This window comes from Candidatus Uhrbacteria bacterium, assembly GCA_016187485.1.
Classification (GTDB): domain Bacteria; phylum Patescibacteriota; class Patescibacteriia; order UBA9934; family UBA10169; genus JACPJO01.
The window spans coordinates 238,796-255,752 of the sequence record JACPJO010000004.1 but is presented as its reverse complement, the minus strand read 5'-3'; the positions used below and the strand labels follow the sequence as shown (position 1 = coordinate 255,752).

Here is a 16,957-nt window from a genome sequence, read left to right as displayed (position 1 = left end):
TTGGGGAGTGTTCGCCTCTTTGGCATCCGTTTGATGTGGGGTCAGACGCCTCCCCTCGCGAGGGGTCTGACCCCTTTGACGCGGAGCGGAAAAATTGATACCGTTTGGGCCAGTGTGTTATTCGTAAAACAATATGCAGTGCGCGCGGCCCTCGGAGTTTTACGAGGGCTTGTCCATATGCGCCAGCTTACGGCAGAGCTTTCCCGCACCGTGCTTGGTCCCTTCGCAAGTACGGGGCGTTTTGTTTTTCGCAAATTTGTTGTGTGGGGGTATCGTGGGTGGAGCGGTGTGCGCAAAACCTCCTCGGATCTTTCCGCTCCACTTAAACGTCACCCGGTGTACATTTTTTCCAACCGATGGGCGCCGCACGTCCTCATTCTTTTTCTTGTTGTCTTTGTCGGTGTGGGGAGCCTGCGCACGAGCCGCGTTCAAGCGGAAGGGTTTGGGACGCACAGTTTACTGTTTGCCCTCGTGAGCAACGACCTTTCCCCTTCTGCGGTGGAGGAGGTTGTCGCAACAACATCTTTCGATGACCTTCGCCCAGCCGAGGAGTATTTTGGCTCCGAACTTGTCGTGGGTTCACTGGGCGGTTTTGACTACCACTCTATCGGTGACCCGTATGTAACGACAACGGTGGGCGGCGCTGTTGTGGCGCCGGTGATTTCTGAAGGCGCGCCGTCGGTTTCTCCGCGCAGTGAGGTGGAGACCTATGTTGTGGTTGAGGGGGATACGCTTGGGGCGATTTCTGAACGTTTCGGACTCTCCTTGAATACTCTTCTATGGGCGAATGGGCTGAGCTTTAGAAGCACGCTCCGTCTTGGACAAGCGCTCACGATTCCGCCTGTGGACGGGGTCATTCATACGGTAAAACGTGGGGAGACAGTCTCTTCCATTGCCAAAAAGTATCAAGCGGACCCCGCAACGATCATTGTTTTCAATCGGCTCTCGTCGGGCAATGACCTGGACGTTGGAGAAAAACTTGTTGTTCCGGGCGGGCGCGTGATTTACTCCGCCCCCGTACGAACCGTTGCACCTGTCGGTTCCCTTTTCGCTACGCCTCCATCAGCAAGCCGTGCGCTTCCGGCCGGTTCAGGCAAGTGGGTGTGGCCGGCGGACTTGCGTTACATCACGCAATACTTCGGTTGGCGTCATACGGGTATTGATATTGATTGCAATGGTCACCTCTCTTCGACGAATAGCAACTATGCTGCTGCGGACGGAGAAGTCGTGTATTCCGGATGGCGCGCAGGGTACGGCAATACGGTGGAAATTGATCATGGCAACGGATTGAAAACTCGCTACGGGCACAACGCGAAACTTTATGTGACACGCGGGACGGTCGTGACGGCCGGGACGCCCATTGCCCTATGCGGAAATACAGGACGGTCTACAGGGACACATCTCCACTTCGAAGTGATCGGCAATGGACGGTTTTATAACCCTCTTGAGTATCTTCGCTAGATATGAAGGATCCCGTCTGCCAGAATTGCAAGGCGCTTGTGGAGGAGTGGAATAAAAAGTGTGGCGCGTGCGGCGTGCATCTAGTTATGGAACCTGCAGAGGCTGTGCGTGCACGGTACTTGCGCGGGCCCTCGCTTGGGGCGCTCCTGTGGACGCAGGGGTGGGCGTTTGGAGCACGGCTGTATGTGTGGTTTCTTCTCTCGCTCGTCCCGATCGCGGGGATCGTTGCTCTTGTCGTGCTCGTACTGTTTGGACGCCGGTGGTCGTGGAAGCGCGGTGGCTGGGCATCGTGGGAAGAATTTCAAGACCGCATGCGGTTACTTGATGCTATCGGTGTCTGTTGGATTGCGACGCTGGTCATCATCTACTTCATTGCACGGGAGTAACGACGCCTGGCGCCGGTACCAGGTACAAAATATGGATAAGTTTATGTCCCACACACCAAAATTTGACGTGAAGGTTAGCACAATCCTGGATGCTACCAAATCTGGCGAACGAACGTGCAAGTTAACGGGAAAGCGCTGGACGATGGACGAGGACGAGATAGAAATCTGCCGGAAGTTTTCTGTTCCTCCGTCGGCGGTGGCTCCGCAAACACGATGGCAACACCATGGGGCGTGGTATGTAGGGTTTCAACTTTGGTACCAAAAGCATCCGGAGACGGGGGCACCTGTTATTTGTACCGTGCATCCTTCAAGCGGCGTGAAAGTGCTCCCCGATAAGGAGTGGTTTACGAAGGACTTTGTGCATGCGGGGCGTGACGTGGATGTCGTCGCCCCCTTCTTTCCCCAATGGCGTGCGCTTCAGCTCGCGGTGCCCATGCCTGCGAATCGCAATCACATCGAGCCGGTAAATTCTGTTGCCTTCGTTTCTCAAGGAGACGAGAATAGTATGTTCGTGGGGGCTTCAAAGACAAAGGACTCACTCTATTGCCATGTGGCCATGGATACAGAGGACTCTGCGGAAGTGTATCAAGGGTTTGCCATCCAATCATCTTTCAATATCGTGCACTCGCGTCGTATCTATGAGTGCCAGTTTGTGCGCGAGAGTGCGGACTGTATGAAGAGCGCGTTTCTTTTTGATTGTCGCAACTGTGAGAATTGTTTTGGGGCCACCAATAGGCGCAATGCAAAGTACCTGTGGTTCAATGAGCAACTCACAAAAACGGAATGGGAGCGACGGCGAGCAGGAGTTGGTCTGGGTTCGCGTGTAGTGGCGGAGACCCACCTGAAGCAATTCCGTGATCTGATGGAGAGAGATGCGGTATGGCCAGAGAACTTTAACGAACAAGTCTCTGACTCTTCGGGGGAATATCTTACAAAGACCACACGCGTGACAGATTCATATTTTTGCGAAGATGGCGCAACCGATCTCACACACTGCAACTTCAGCGTGGGGAGAGCAGAGCGATGTGCCTATACGGGTTACCCCGTTGGCTCAGCGGATGTCTATTACAGTGCTTCACTAAACCGAAGCCAAATGTGCAAATTCTGTTTTCTCACAATTGGCTCGCGCAACATGGAATATTGCCTTCTGTGTTACAACTGCGAAGACTGCTTTGGGTGCGTCGGGCTTCAGCACAAAAAGTTTTGTATTCTCAATAAACAATATACCGAGGCAGAATATTGGGAGACCGTAGATGCGCTCAAGTGCGCGATGCTCGAGCGAGGAGAGTATGGGGAGTTTTTTCCTGCAGGGTACTCGCCAAGTTATTGGAAAGACTCCGGAGCGCCGGTATGGTTTGGGATGACGGAGGAGGAAGCGCGTGGCATAGGCTGCATGTTTTATGATCCAGAGGGTGACGGCGCGGTAGGGGACCTTGCTACTGCGGCACAATGTAAAAACGTTTCCGAGCTTCCCGATCACTGCAAGGATCTTGCAAAGTGGGCCAACGTTGCTTTGTACGATGATGTTGCGCGTCGACGGTTTTCGCTCATTCCACAAGAGGTTGATTTTTATGCGCGTCACACGATTGCTCCCCCACGAAAACATTTCATTGCGCGCATGCAGGATCTTTGGGCGGAAGCGAATTGCGGAGTGTTTATGGAGGCGGCATGCACGGCGTGTGGGAGACAGCTTCGTGTCGCACAAAACCCCGCACACGCAAAGCGAAAGTTTCTTTGTCGCACGGATTATCTCGCTTTCTTGGAAAGGCTGGGGTAGAGTGCTCGGGTATGGAAGAGGCTTTAGCGTTTTTGAACGCGCACAATATTTCGTTTGAGCGCTTTGATCACCCGGCGGTTTTTACGTGCGAAGAAGCAGAAGTGCACTGTAAACACGTGCCGGGGATGGCGTGCAAGAATTTATTTTTGAAAGACAAAGGTACGGGACGGTTTTTCCTTGTAACATTACCGGCGGATAAGCGGATGGATTTAAAAGTGCTGGGAAAGCATCTTGGCACAAACAAACTTACCTTCGGCTCGGCCGATGAATTGCGTGCGCGTCTTGGGCTTGAGCCGGGGTCGGTCTCGCCTCTTGGACTTTTGAATGATCATGAGCATTCAGTGCGTTATTTAGTTGGTCGCGACGTGTGGGGGTGTGCTGATGGTCTCAATATCCATCCAAACCAAAACACCGTGTCTCTTTTCTTTTCCCGTGAGGCGTTCCGTGCCCTTGTGGGGGCGCTGCAGAACCCGTACGAAATTTATGGGTGAACAGAAAGAAATAACTGTCGCGATCGCGCTCGTGTTTTTTGGCGACAAACTTCTCCTCATTCGTCGGCGTCATGCAAACCCGATATGGGACAAGAAGTGGGAGTTTCCTGGCGGGAAAGTTGAAAATGGAGAGGATCCGATGAGTACCGCTCGGCGGGAGCTCATGGAGGAGACGGGGATTGAGGCCAAGGGGCAGAAATTTCTCGGTGTGCATCCTCACGACTGGGAAATGCCGGATGGTTCTACGCTTCGTATCCACCTGCACTGTTACCAATGCAGAACAGAAAACAACGCCGTGTCTCTCGAGGAGGGCAAGGCGGATCAGTATGCATGGGCTGACCCCGATGCGCTCCAGGGATACGACCTCCTCGGCGCCATCCCCGAAATCATCCAGCGATTCGTAGTAGGGGTCAGACCCCGGGTCTGACCCCTATGCTAGGAATATGGATTCCTCAACATATTTTTTATACACAGATCGTGGATCTTTGCTCCCGTCCCCCACACAATTCACGATCCAACTCACATCCAGCCACTCTGGTGGTTTTTCAAGGCCTATCATTGCTCGATAACTGCTCCACTTGTAATCTTCTGGCCGCTTTACCAACCCGGCTTTTGTAGGATTCAGCACGATGTACCGTGCTAATTCGAATAGGTGCGGGTTCGAATTTACGAGGACAGAACCGTACCTTCCCTGGAAAACGTGGCCAGATCGGTCATATTTACGGTTTATCCTTTGCGTAAATATTCCACAAATGTTCTTCATCCCTGTTGCAAGATTCCCGCAGCTTTCTAGAAGGAAATGATAATGATTATCCATGAGGGCGTATTCGAAGCATTTCCACTTCTGCAAGAGAATCTCCTTTCCAACCAAATCAAGGAACATCTCACGATCTTCGTCGCTGTGGAAAACAATCATTCTGTTATTCCCGCGACCATTCACATGGTGCACAGCTCCAGGGAAATCAACGCGTAGTTTTCTTGGCATAATTAGTGTGAGGGGTCAGACCCGGGGTCTGACCCCTTTGTTGAAGCCTTAGCCGAGGCGGGGGGAGGGGCGGTATTGCAAGGCTTCGGCGATGTGCGTGGCGGTGACGCCTATACTCCCATCGAGATCGGCGATGGTACGGGCAACTTTGAGCACGCGAGTGTAGGAACGAGCAGAGAGCTGGTATTTTTCCATAGCGGAAGCAAGGAGTTTTTTCCCGTCAGCGTCAGGGGTGCAATGGACACGGATGTGCCCGGAAGGGATCTCGCTATTTGTGAGCCATGTTTGTTTTGCAAACCGCTCTTGTTGAACGGCGCGCGCGGCGGCGACGCGTGCACGAATCGTCTCCGAGCGCTCGGCCTCCTCTTCCTGTGTCAACCGGTCTGTCTCTACACGCGGCACATGGACGTAGAGATCAATGCGATCCAACAGCGGTCCGGAGATCTTCTTTTGGTAGTCCTCTATGCGGCGCTCGGAGCACGAACACTCACGTGTTGGATCAAAGGCAAACCCACACGGACACGGGTTCATGGCCGCCACAAGCATGAAACGCGCGGGGAATCGAAACGTCGCCGCCGCGCGGGCCACCGTCACCTCGCCATCCTCCAGGGGTTGGCGCAAGTGTTCAAGCACATGCCGTGGAAATTCCGGAAGTTCATCGAGAAAGAGCACGCCGCGATGTGCGAGACTTACCTCCCCTGGTTTTGGCCACGGCCCGCCACCGATGATGGAGATAGCCGAACTTGAGTGATGCGGTGACCGAAATGGGCGGTCGGTTAAAAACGGTTGTTGTGTGGTCAGCGCGCCACCGATCGAGTGGATGGTCGTTACTTCAAGTGTCTCTGCATATTGGAGCGGCGGGAGGATGGAAGGAAGCGCCCGCGCCAACATGGTTTTCCCAGACCCCGGCGTGCCGTTTAACAAAATATTGTGCCCGCCCGCCGCGGCAATCTCCACGGCGCGCTTTGCCGCTTCTTGTCCGCGCACATGGGCGAAGTCTATCGCTGGGGGTATGCGTCCCGCGAGTTGTGCCATGTCGCAACTCGTGTGCACGGGAAGGAGCGTCTGCCCGTTGAGGTGATCCACGAGAGATCCAAGCGTGGGGGCAGAGACGACGGAAATATTCTGCACGAGCCGCGCTTCTTCAAGACTTTTCGGGGGGACAAACAAAACTTCTGCCCCGTGTTCTTGGGCACACAAAGCGTGCGCCAGCGTACCGGTAGCCGGAGAAACCTCTCCTGAAAGCGATAACTCACCGAAAAAGAATCCTGTAAGCGTTTCGCTTTTTACGACTTTCTCTGCCTGCAAAATGGACAGAGCGATAGGGACGTCGAAATGCGCGCCTTGTTTTTTTGTTGTGGCTGGCGCTAGACTCACGGTAATCCGCCCACGAGGAAATGGAAGACCGGAGGACCGGATGGCAGATCGCACGCGCTCTTTTGCCTCCTTCACCTCGACTTCAGGAAGCCCCACCAAATGGAACTGGCTCAAGCCGGAACTTAAAGATGTCTCTACACGCACAGGTGCCGCCTTCACTCCAACAATCGTTGCCGTTTGAATGCCTGAAAACATAAAATCTCACCGCTAGGGGGAGATCTTTATGCTCCTATTCCACCACAAAAGTACCTACTTGTCAATGCGCGGTTGTGGATGAGAGAAAAGAAAAACGGCAATGCCGCAGACAATTAAGATGTCCGCAGCATTTATGACAGCGCCGTGCGGGAGGAAAATGTAGTCTGTTGTAAATCCGTGAACAATGCGATCAGTGAGGTTTGACAAGGCACCGACAATGACGGCAAAAAGAGCCGTACGTGGCAGGGGTTCTTGCACATGGCGGACAAAGATGATGAGAGAGGCAATAAGAACCGCAGAGAGCGGAAGAATAATCCATGCAGGAACAGGAAGGCTAAATCCCGCGCCCATATTCCGGTAGACGCGCCCGGCTGTTTCCAAAAGAAAAAATCGCCATCCTAAATCAAGAAGGGCGATTCCTCCCACTATACCTCTTGCGTAAGTGTCTTTTTGCATGACACGCAACTCGACGATGTGGGCCGGGCGCGGAGCCGAGCCTCGCTGATCTCCCCCTTACAGTAGCGGCACATGCCGTACTCATCTTTCTCTATGCGTTTTAGCGCGGCGTTTGTATCCCGCAAAACTTTCTCTAGCGTATTTTCAAGAGAAAGATTGTCGCTGTAGTTTGCCACTTCAGCGGCGTTGTCATCTTCTGACGAACCGGTGTCTTTATAATCCGTTTCAAAATCTGCTTCGCCCGTCACCGCTTTTACACGGTGCGCGAAACGCGAAAGCTCGTCTTCTACACGCTTTTTTTCTGCGAGGAGCACCTGCTTCATTTCTTCAATAAACGGCTTATTCATAGGAATCCACAATAACACGTCTCCTTAAGAAAAAGAAAGAGGAGGCGAACGCCTCGGTGAATTGTTGCGTTGCCTCCTAAGAGGAAGCAGTAGGATTGCTTAGTGAAGGACACTGGGTTCTGGGGAGATGGGTAATTCCCCACACAACTCAGTGTCCTTTTCAGCACTCAACCACTGCAAGGACTTTCAACTCCTCTACCATTCATTGGTTTTGCCCAATAATGGCCCTATGGGGGTCATCTTGAGGATGGGCGAACCGAGCTCTGCTCGAGTCACTCTTACGCAGAATAGTAAAGAAGTGGGATATTTTCCGAAAGGACATAGACCGATACTCGCTTTCGGAAAACTTCCCCGTTGGAAGTCGGGATTGTAGAAAGACCTGAAGGGTACGCATCAATAATATCATCTTGAGCACGGAAAGTCAACGCTATTGTAGCCAAAAACTTTGCTAAAAATGGTGTCAAGTAACTGTGTATTGGGCAAGAACTTTCGTCACTTCGTCACTTATCCACAACTCCTAAAGAAAATTTTGTAAATGATTATAAACAGAAGTCGATTCTATTGTAGAAAATCCGTTTGTTCAGACCAACGTAGACAAAATTTGATGCTGGTATGTCAGCAACTGTGGAAAACTCGTGGATGCCAGAGGTTAGCCCTCTTGTAATTGCTGGGACAGAAGCATAAAAGCCCTGATTTATTCCGCAGGTAGTCTTCGCCGAAGATACTTCCCCGTTAACTTCCAAAGAAAGGGCCAAGTTTGGCGAGTTTGTTATGAAAGTTGTGCTTTCCTCTACAGATGTTGCTGCAATAAGGGCGTTGTTCTTTGTTTGAAGTATTACCCAACCATTGTTCTCTGCGCGCTCAATATCTTTGCTGTCCTCTATGGCAACAAGGTCGTAGAATGTGCTCCCGTCTGGCAGTTTTTGCCTTACTTTAGAGGGATTTTCAAGGGCAATCTTTGTTAGAAGGAGTTTCCGTAGTGTTGCTTCTGGAAGAGCATTTTTGAATTGGTAGATGAATTGATTGTCTGATTTCTGTAGATAACTTCCTCCATTTGCAAGGAGGCCGGTAAGGACATCCCCGAGCTCTTGCCCACCGGTGAAATGGGCGAAGAGCGTGTTGGCTATAGGAGGAACCGAGATCATATCTTCCCTGAAACTAGCGAAAAACTCCACATCGTCACTTGGGATGAATCGCCCGTCGCCTGACTCACCTTTTGTCACAATCCCCACCGCATTTTCTTCGATGACAATGGTCCCCACCCACGCGGAGCGCCACTCATCAAGAAGGAAGATTTCTCCAGCGGCTCTTGGCAGAAGCCACGAAAAATAACGGAAAGGCATGTCTGCGGGCTTAAGGACAAGATCATCCGTGCTTGATATAGCGTAGATCCCCTCTCGCGGTTCCTTCACAGAAAACCCCGCTCCACGGAGTTTCTCTGCATCTTCATCCGGGAGTCGTCCCTCAAAAAGGAGTACGCGCTCGTTATCTGGAAGAAAAAAGAGTGCAAGGTTTCCGTGAATATGAGGGCCAATATCGCGGAGTGTGAGTCCTCCGCGGATAAGGGGGGTGCTGCCTACGGCGGAAAGGATCGTGCTCCACTGTGTCCTATTGGGGTAGAGCACGACGACGCCTTGTGCCTGCTCGGGGACCATGCCCCGGAAGGGGTCTTTAATAGAGAAGAAGCGCACGATGCCAAGCAGAAGAAGGAGGGTAAGAAGCGTGAGGGCTATGTGCCAAACAGCTCGCCTTTGCGGGCGAGCTGTCGAGTGGTAAAGGGGGATGTTTAATCGTTCGGGCATGGCTGTTATGGGCGCGGCGGGCGGGAGGAGCGTCCGGCATCGTGTCTTGCGGATGGCCGACGCTCTCCTTCTGATCGCGGAGCCGGGCGCGGAAACTTGCTATAGTCGTTTCCTTCTGCCTGCTTCATAGACAGACTAATACGTCCAGCGTCTTTGTCAACGTCGAGAACCTTTACCGTCACCTCATCGCCGAGCTTCACGATGTCGCCCACTTTTTCCACGCGCCACGGCGCGAGCTCACTCACGTGTACCATGCCGTCTTTGCCGGGGAGAAACTCCACAATGGCGCCGAAGTCCATGATGCGCGTAACTTTTCCCTGGAACTGTTCTCCACGTACAATTTCTCGTGTGAGGTTTTGCACCCACTCGTGCGCTTTCTGTGCAGCGTCCGCGTTCATGGAAGTAATCATCACAAGACCGTCGTCCTCAATATCAATAGCTTGTACGCCAGTGACCTTGATAATTTCGTTGATGGTCTTTCCCCCGGGGCCAATAACCAAACCGATAAGTTCAGGATTGATGCGAAGGCTTATGATGCGTGGCGCATAAGGAGAGAGGTCTGGACGCGGTGACGGAATGGCTTTTTCCATCACGTCCAGGACACGAAGCCGGGCGGACTTTGCGCGCGTGACTGTTTCCTTCACGATCTCGGCGGTAAGTCCGTCGGTTTTTGTGTCCATTTGAATGGCGGTAATGCCCTGTTGTGTTCCCGCGATCTTAAAGTCCATTCCCCCATCCCCGTCTTCCAAATCTTGGAGATCGGTAATGACTTTCCACCGCCCGTCGGGGAGAGTGGCAAGACCCATAGCAATGCCGGCAACATGAGAAGAAATAGGCACGCCTGCGTCCATGAGAGCAAGACTTGATCCACAAGTGGAACCCATCGAACTCGATCCGTTTGAGGTGAGAACTTCCGAGACGACGCGGATGGTGTAGGGGAAGGCTTCTTTCTCTGGAAGAACGGGCATAAGCGCTTTTTCTGCCAGGGCGCCGTGGCCGATCTCGCGCCGGCCCGGGCCGCGCAAAGGCTTCACTTCTCCCACGGAATAGGGAGGGAAGTTGTAGTGGTGCATGTACCGCTTCGTGCCGACCGTTTCCATACCGTCGAGCGTTTGTTCGTCCCCGGGGGCGCCCAACGTGACGACGGAAAGTACCTGTGTTTCGCCGCGCATGAAGTGTCCGGAACCATGTGTGCGCTCAAAAAGAGCGACTTCCGAAGCCAGTGGGCGAATATCATCGAGCTCGCGACCGTCCACGCGCCGGCCCTCTTCGATAATCAAGCGGCTTACCTCGCTTTCCAAAATCTCTCCTATCATGGATGTTCCGTACCCGATCTCTTCAGCGGCGACACCTGCTTCCGTAAGGGCCAGAGCGACGTTTTTCTTGATCTGTTCCTTTGCCACGCGGCGGTCAGACTTGCTTGCCTGCGGCTCGGCGAAAAAATATTTTTGGATGTCGCTGCAGATGATTGGTTTTGCCAGGGCTGCCACCTCCGACTTTCGCGCCTCACGCTTTTGCTCTTCTTCCGAGAGAAGGGCGAGAGGATTAGTTTTTTCTTTTCCGACTTTCGCTCGGACCTCTTCAAGGAGGCCGAGCACTTTGCGCAGATGCTTTGTCCCAAACGCAAACGCGTCAAGAACAACATCTTCCGATACTTCCTTTGCTCCCGCCTCAACCATCAGAACCTTGTCTTCAGTACCGGCGAACGCCAAATCCAGAACGGACTTTTCACGCGCGGCGTATGTGGGATTGATGACCCATTCGTCGCCGACTTTTCCCACGCGAATGTTCGCGAGTGGCCCGTTCCAGGGGATGTTACTCATGTGAAGTGCGCACGAAGCGGCGATAAGACCAATCACATCCGGGTCGTTCTCTCCATCAAATGAAAGAACCGTCACGATGACCTGTATCTCGTGGCGCAGACGGTCGTCGAAGAGCGGACGAACGGCTCGATCAATGTAACGACCGACCAAAATAGCTTCGTCCGTTGGGCGGCCTTCTTTTTTGATGAAGCGCGAACCCTTAATACGCCCGGCGGCGTAAAGTTTTTCCTCAAAGTCGACGGTGAGAGGGAAAAAGTCCATTCCTTCTCGCGGCTTTTCACTCATTACGGCGGTGGCAAGAACAATCGTCTCGCCGTACTTCACGGTGCATGCCCCGCTTGCGGCGAGGGCGAATTTTCCTGTCTCAATCACGAGCGGTCTCCCGCCCCACTCAATCTCAAAACGCTGTGTCTGCATACGAAGACGTCCGTTCGTGCAAGATCAAAGACCCTTAGGGATCTCTTCATCCTGCACCAACGGCAACAAATTAAGGAGTAAATTAGAAGGAAACACGCCTCGGACGGACCACTCGAGGATTTGAGGGCATGTCTGCCGGTAGATTATCAGCTTGGTCCATTTCGACAAGGGCCTCACCCCCGCGTGTCATTTTTTGCGCAGGTTTTCGGGACTTTCCAATCAAAAATTTCCGTTTATCTTCCGAGAGGTTTACGTAGCGATCTACAACCTCGACCAGTTGGGAGGATGTCGTCTCGCGGAAGGCGGCGACTTCGAAACGGCGCCCACGCGACTGCACATAGCGAGCAAGGGGGATGAAATCTCCGTCGCCCGACACAAGAACGATGACATCTACCATATCGAGGATGGCAATAGCATCTACCGTGATGCCTACGTCCCAGTCGGCTTTTTTAATTCCAGAAAAGTATTCTGCAAGTTGTTTTTCTTTTGTATCAATGCCAGATTTTTGCAGCGCCTCGAAAAAGGCCCCCTCCTCCCCCGTCTTTGTAGAGACGACATAGGCGGTAGCGCGCAGAATTTGTCGGTCCCCAACCACGGCACTTACGATATTCCCGAAATTCACTTTTTGCCCGAAGATATTGCGAGCGGAGTAATACATGTTTTGCGTGTCGATGAAAACAGCGACACGCTCGGAAGGATATTGGATCATACGGGCGGCCAAAAGGGGGCCGCAGAGACAATTTCCGCGCGCACAAGACGCGCGAAAGGAATTAGCTTGATAACTCAAGCGCCTTCATGAGCTTCTCGTAGCCGGGGGCATCTTCTCGTTCCAGATACTTCATGAGGCGGCGGCGCTCGTTCACTTTTTTAATGAGGCCGCGGCGCGAGGAGTGGTCCTTCTTGTGCGAACGAAGGTGCTCCGTCAAGTCCGCGATCTCACTTGTGAGAAGCGCGATTTGCACCTGCGGCGACCCGGTGTCGCTGGCATGCGTGCGGAACTTCGTAATGATGTTCTGCTTTTTGCGTGGGGTAAGCATACGTATTTCATGCGATCGTCCGAGACAGGGGGACGCAGGTCCCCTATCCCAGGCGAACGTCTAAGTTATGTGGGGACACTATCACGAGGAGGGCGGGGCGTCAAAGAGGGCACCCTCGTCACTTGGTGGCGAGAGGTAAGCACAAAAAGATGAAGAAGAATAGAGCGCAGTGCGCTCTATGAGAGTGAGGAGCCCGGCCACCGGAAGATAATGGCACGACCCGACCGACAACCGGACTCCTCGATCTCTCTACCCACTTCCCGGGGAAGTGGGTCTCTGCGTCGTCAGCCGCCGGTGGTGATGTCGCCGGTGGTGATCGTCGGGGCACGCGGCAGCAGGAGGGCATTCGGGCGGCGTCCGGTCGACTGGCAGATGAGGGGGGAGGAACGTGAACGGGTCATGGGAACTCCGTGGTGGACGGTGGGCGAGGATCGCCTACCTTGAAAAATAGTACTCCTTATTGTGAACACTCGCAACAGACCTTTACAACGCGAATGCCACCCAGACGGGTGGCGAGGGACGATCTTCTCATGGAAGCGTCGTGAAGGAGCGCTGCTCCTCCTTTCTTCGATACCCATGTACACGGTCCATTCCCCGGCCGTAGGCAAGGGTGGCTCCAATGATGAGGGCGAGGATGGCAAGAACGACAGGACGAATAATTGTAGAAATCCCAAACAGGTATGCGCAGGCTCCAAACCCCAATACGCCTCCCCCAAGCAAAGGAAACGTACCGCGGATGACCTCCTGTCCGACGCGGCGGCACATCTCCTCATGAGAGTAGTGCTTCAGGAAAAAGAACAAGAAAGCCCTCAGGCGTGCGCTCACTACCCACCAGGAAGTTGCACAGAACACCAGGAAGAGGATCTGGTTGAATGGGTTCCGGTACTCTTCGATGACCGTGAGGAGAAGGGGTAAGATTTTCACTATGGCTTCCCCCGTGCGCTTTGCCTGCGCTGAGCACCGAACCACCATGGTCGGCTTTCCAGAGTCTAATCCCTGTTATGGGCCCTGTCAACGAGGATTGGCCAACGTCGAACGTAGTTTTGACGCGGGATGTGTCGTATAATGCTTTCTATTATGACATTGGCACAGCTTGTCACGGACTTCCTTGAGTACCTCGAAATCGAAAAGGGTCGGTCGCCAAAAACGATTCGCAACTACGATTTTTATCTGCGGCGGTTTTTATCATGGTCAAAACTCAAAGACCCCGCGGCACTTACCCAAGAGGTTGTGCGCAAGTACCGCTTGTGGCTTAATCGGGAACTTCATGGACGGGAGAGCGAAAATCTCCGTGCGACGACACAAAATTATCATTTGATTGCGCTCCGCAGTTTTTTAAAGTACCTCGCGCGTAAAGATGTTTCTACGCTTCCGGCAGAAAAAATAGAACTTGCCAAACAGGTGTCTCGCCACATTGATTTTTTGGAAGAAGATGAATTGGGGCGTTTGCTTGAGGCGCCCTTGCGCACAGGGGCGTGGGAGAAAGTGCCGATCTCTCGTTTGCGCGATCGAGCGATCCTCGAAACGCTGTTTGCCTCTGGTCTCCGGGTCTCGGAGCTTTGTGGCCTGCACGCAGAGCACGTGAACCTAAAGCGTGATGAATTTACTATTCGCGGAAAGGGGGGAAAGACGCGCGTTGTTTTCTTGTCGGATGATGCGCGTCTGTGGCTCGCGCGCTATCTTGATAAGCGGACCGATGCCTCGCCATTTCTTTTTGCGAGTCACGACCGTGCGGCGGGAAAACGCGAGGGCGGCGCGGCGCTTACCCCACGCTCCGTTCAACGTCTTGTAGAGCGTTATGCAAAAGCTGCAGGGATTACGAAGCGCATTACGCCGCATGTGCTTCGCCATACATACGCGACGACGCTTTTGCGCAACGGCGCCGACATCCGTTCTGTGCAGGCCATGCTTGGTCACGCTTCCATCACAACGACCCAAGTGTACACACATGTTACGGACAAAACGTTACGTGAGGTGCACAAGAAATTTCATCGGAAAAGTTAACGAGCGTGATCTTCCAACCAGCGGGTAATTTCCTGAATGGTTTTTTGTTTCGGCGCGACTTGGAGAACGAAGCGGTACCCTTGGTCCACGGTGATATGTAAACGTTTTCCATTGGCTCTCAAAAAAATCTCGGTACAGGTAAAAGCCGTTCGCTTGTTTCCATCAACGAATACATGATAGTTGGCCAATGCCTCGAACAAAACAGCGGCTTTCTGAAAAAGATCTGGATAGACGTCTTCTCCCCCAAACATGGTCTGTGGTTTATGTGCAAGAGACAAAAGCAACCCCATATCCCGAACCCCATCGGATCCTGTCGTTTGTTCCAGAACGAAACGATGGATCACTAAAATCTGCTCGGCGGTAAGGTAGACCACACCTATGCGCCAGCGAGCTTTTTTAGAAGTGGCCGGTACTCTTCGATGACCTCCTCTGCAATCTTCAAGATGTTTGGGTGCTTCGGAGTTGAGGCGGCACGTTTCCAAGGTTTCGAAATGGCCACCTGAGCGACATCCCCAATCTTTACTCCGGCTTCCTTAAGCATCCCTTGCGGCAGGATCACCGCGGCTGACGTCCCAACCCTAATAATTTTTCGTTCCATCATATAGAGGCATTATAATGCCATAATAATGCCTGCGTCAAGAAGATTGTTTAAACAAAAAATCCTCCGAGAGGATTTTTTGTGGGGTGCCTAGAGAGGATCGAACTCTCGTAGCCGGGACCACAACCCGGTGCACTACCATTGTGCTATAGGCACCATATGCGGAGAGGGTGGGCGGTTCATCAGCGGTCAATGACCATGACTCATTGACGAGCTCAGGACTATACTAAGTTTATCGAAGTATGAGCGAGCGAAGCAAATCCAGTGGTGCCCCGGGTAGGACTCGAACCTACAATCTTGAGGTTAGAACCCTCCTGCTCTATCCAGTTGAGCTACCGGGGCCTTTGGCATGCCGATGCTACCCTCTTTTATGGAAGAAATCAATACGCCCAGACACGATCTCTCTAAGAGATCACTAAGAGAGATGGTGGACTATTGGGCTTGACGGGGGGACGGCGGGAACGTACACTTCGGCCCATTCTGTGGGTCCTGTGCTTTACGCAGAAGTTTTCTGGGTAAAACACAGGACCCAGACGGTCCTTTAAATGTTTGCTGTTTCGTGCGAGGAGGAGGGCTCTTCGCATAGGGTTCCGTGGACCGGATCCTAGCCCAAGGGGAATCAACTGGCCGCCTGCATTGTCCGTGCCGCCACTCCCCATCGGTTTACACCCTGCCCCGAAAGAGGCAGTTCGCATGTCCGACCTCCGCTCCCGTTCGATCAAGATCCAGGCCCCCGGCACCGCCTACGGCCCCCCGGCGTTCGTCGACAAGATCGCCCGCTCCACGGTGAAGGACCCCGACCAGATCACGAGCTTCGGGTTCCGTCCCACGGCCACGGCGCTCCTGCTCGTGCTCGTCACGATCCCGCTCAAGCTGATCGACCGCGCCGTGAGCGTGACGGTCGAGTACCTCCAGAGCTACCGCTACTTCGCCGGCATCGGCCGCACGCGCCCGACGGGGATGGACTACACGACGGTCTTCGCGCTCGACGACAAGATCGACAACGACCAGACGAACTACGTCGTGAGCGCGCTCAAGCGCGCCCTGCGCTGGGCCGGCTTCGACGGGCTCACCTACGGGGACGGCCGGAGCAACAAGATCAACATGATCTCGCGCGGCGCGAAGGTTCTCGGTCTCCTGGTGGGCAAGAAGATCACCATGATCGCCCTGCCCTTCACGGACGGCGTCAGCTTCACGTGGACCGTCACCGGCGACGGCTGGATCGCGGCCGCGATCGTGGGCAGCCGCAAGATCTGGACGTTTGGCATCATGAACTGGGTCGCGACCAGCGACGGCAACTGGACGGAGAGCTACGAGACGCAGAGCCCCATCAAGATGCTGAGCAAGTGCTGGGGCGAGAACTTCACCAGCTACTCGGTCTCCACGCAGGACGAGATCATCGAGATCGACATGAAGGGCGGCAAGATCAAGACGGGGCAGACCACCAACCGGGTCGACCTGCCCGACGATCTGCGCAATCTCGACGTCCTCGGCGTCTCGACGAACGGCAACGTGGCCTTCTGCAACGGCGACGAGACCCTCGTCATCGACGGCGACTCGTTGCAGGGCACCCAGTTCCAGGCGGCGGCCCTGCTCGGCAAGTCCGACGACGACACCACCGACGGCTGGAGCGCCAGCACGACGGGCCCGACGTCCAAGACCGACGCCGGCAAGGGCGACGGCGCCTTGGCGGCCAACGCCAACTAGCGACGCAAGTCGCGTGACCCGGCCCCGCCGCTTCTCCTCGAACCGATGCTGACCTCATTGGCCGAGAGAGAAGCGGCGGCGGCCGCTCACACTC

The 16,957-nt window shown here is 53.9% G+C and carries 18 protein-coding genes and 2 tRNA genes; 7 read left to right on the top strand and 13 right to left on the bottom strand.

Going from position 1 to position 16,957, the window contains the following annotated elements:
* Positions 1–177: 177 nt before the first annotated feature.
* The 5 genes from HYW18_02690 to HYW18_02670 are packed head-to-tail and all read left to right on the top strand — an operon-like array spanning position 178 to position 4,542.
* Positions 178–1,461 carry a M23 family metallopeptidase gene (locus tag HYW18_02690; protein ID MBI2485026.1) on the top strand — a complete coding sequence of 428 codons (1,284 nt, stop codon included), beginning with the start codon at positions 178–180 and terminating at the stop codon, positions 1,459–1,461.
* Between the two features lie 2 nt (positions 1,462–1,463).
* Positions 1,464–1,847, top strand: coding sequence for a hypothetical protein (locus HYW18_02685; GenBank protein MBI2485025.1), 384 nt, complete (start codon positions 1,464–1,466; stop codon positions 1,845–1,847).
* A 43-nt stretch (positions 1,848–1,890) separates the two neighbouring features.
* The gene (locus tag HYW18_02680) at positions 1,891–3,624 is read left to right on the top strand and encodes a hypothetical protein (GenBank protein MBI2485024.1); all 1,734 of its coding nucleotides are present in this window, start codon (positions 1,891–1,893) and stop codon (positions 3,622–3,624) included.
* Positions 3,625–3,635: 11 nt separating this feature from the next.
* A complete protein-coding gene (locus tag HYW18_02675; protein MBI2485023.1) occupies positions 3,636–4,115 on the top strand; it encodes a prolyl-tRNA synthetase associated domain-containing protein in 480 nt (159 codons plus the stop codon).
* The gene (locus HYW18_02670) at positions 4,108–4,542 is read left to right on the top strand and encodes an NUDIX domain-containing protein (GenBank protein MBI2485022.1); all 435 of its coding nucleotides are present in this window, start codon (positions 4,108–4,110) and stop codon (positions 4,540–4,542) included. The genes HYW18_02675 and HYW18_02670 overlap by 8 nt, the downstream gene beginning before the upstream one ends.
* A gap of 3 nt (positions 4,543–4,545) precedes the next feature.
* Here the strand turns inward: HYW18_02670 and HYW18_02665 are convergent, their stop codons facing one another.
* The 9 genes from HYW18_02665 to HYW18_02625 form a co-directional block, all read right to left on the bottom strand.
* On the bottom strand, positions 4,546–5,100 hold the full coding sequence (locus HYW18_02665) for a transposase (protein ID MBI2485021.1): 555 nt from the start codon (positions 5,098–5,100) through the stop codon (positions 4,546–4,548).
* Between the two features lie 48 nt (positions 5,101–5,148).
* Positions 5,149–6,672: a YifB family Mg chelatase-like AAA ATPase gene (locus HYW18_02660; protein MBI2485020.1), complete on the bottom strand. Its 1,524-nt coding sequence runs from the start codon at positions 6,670–6,672 to the stop codon at positions 5,149–5,151.
* A 54-nt stretch (positions 6,673–6,726) separates the two neighbouring features.
* Complete coding sequence (locus tag HYW18_02655; protein MBI2485019.1) at positions 6,727–7,128, bottom strand: signal peptidase II; 402 nt, start codon at positions 7,126–7,128, stop codon at positions 6,727–6,729.
* Positions 7,098–7,475 carry a hypothetical protein gene (locus tag HYW18_02650; protein ID MBI2485018.1) on the bottom strand — a complete coding sequence of 126 codons (378 nt, stop codon included), beginning with the start codon at positions 7,473–7,475 and terminating at the stop codon, positions 7,098–7,100. The genes HYW18_02655 and HYW18_02650 overlap by 31 nt, the downstream gene beginning before the upstream one ends.
* Positions 7,476–8,014: 539 nt before the next feature.
* A complete protein-coding gene (locus HYW18_02645) occupies positions 8,015–9,277 on the bottom strand; it encodes a hypothetical protein (protein MBI2485017.1) in 1,263 nt (420 codons plus the stop codon).
* A gap of 5 nt (positions 9,278–9,282) precedes the next feature.
* Positions 9,283–11,517: a polyribonucleotide nucleotidyltransferase gene (locus HYW18_02640; protein MBI2485016.1), complete on the bottom strand. Its 2,235-nt coding sequence runs from the start codon at positions 11,515–11,517 to the stop codon at positions 9,283–9,285.
* Positions 11,518–11,599: 82 nt separating this feature from the next.
* The gene (locus HYW18_02635) at positions 11,600–12,226 is read right to left on the bottom strand and encodes an NYN domain-containing protein (GenBank protein MBI2485015.1); all 627 of its coding nucleotides are present in this window, start codon (positions 12,224–12,226) and stop codon (positions 11,600–11,602) included.
* Positions 12,227–12,287: 61 nt separating this feature from the next.
* Positions 12,288–12,554 carry a 30S ribosomal protein S15 gene (rpsO, locus tag HYW18_02630; protein MBI2485014.1) on the bottom strand — a complete coding sequence of 89 codons (267 nt, stop codon included), beginning with the start codon at positions 12,552–12,554 and terminating at the stop codon, positions 12,288–12,290.
* Positions 12,555–13,082: 528 nt separating this feature from the next.
* Positions 13,083–13,526 (bottom strand): hypothetical protein, encoded by a 444-nt coding sequence (locus HYW18_02625; protein ID MBI2485013.1) that lies wholly within the window; start codon positions 13,524–13,526, stop codon positions 13,083–13,085.
* Positions 13,527–13,631: 105 nt separating this feature from the next.
* On the opposite strand from HYW18_02625, the gene HYW18_02620 reads away from it, so the two are divergent.
* Positions 13,632–14,558: a tyrosine-type recombinase/integrase gene (locus HYW18_02620; GenBank protein ID MBI2485012.1), complete on the top strand. Its 927-nt coding sequence runs from the start codon at positions 13,632–13,634 to the stop codon at positions 14,556–14,558.
* Here the strand turns inward: HYW18_02620 and HYW18_02615 are convergent.
* The 4 genes from HYW18_02615 to HYW18_02600 form a co-directional block, all read right to left on the bottom strand.
* Complete coding sequence (locus tag HYW18_02615) at positions 14,555–14,932, bottom strand: type II toxin-antitoxin system death-on-curing family toxin (protein MBI2485011.1); 378 nt, start codon at positions 14,930–14,932, stop codon at positions 14,555–14,557. The genes HYW18_02620 and HYW18_02615 overlap by 4 nt on opposite strands.
* 2 nt (positions 14,933–14,934) lie before the next feature.
* The gene (locus HYW18_02610) at positions 14,935–15,159 is read right to left on the bottom strand and encodes a hypothetical protein (protein MBI2485010.1); all 225 of its coding nucleotides are present in this window, start codon (positions 15,157–15,159) and stop codon (positions 14,935–14,937) included.
* Between the two features lie 79 nt (positions 15,160–15,238).
* Positions 15,239–15,312: transfer RNA gene (locus HYW18_02605), tRNA-His, on the bottom strand.
* 109 nt (positions 15,313–15,421) lie between these two features.
* Positions 15,422–15,498, bottom strand: a tRNA-Arg gene (locus tag HYW18_02600).
* A gap of 351 nt (positions 15,499–15,849) precedes the next feature.
* On the opposite strand from HYW18_02600, the gene HYW18_02595 reads away from it, so the two are divergent.
* Positions 15,850–16,863: a hypothetical protein gene (locus tag HYW18_02595; GenBank protein ID MBI2485009.1), complete on the top strand. Its 1,014-nt coding sequence runs from the start codon at positions 15,850–15,852 to the stop codon at positions 16,861–16,863.
* The last annotated feature ends 94 nt before the right edge of the window (positions 16,864–16,957 follow it).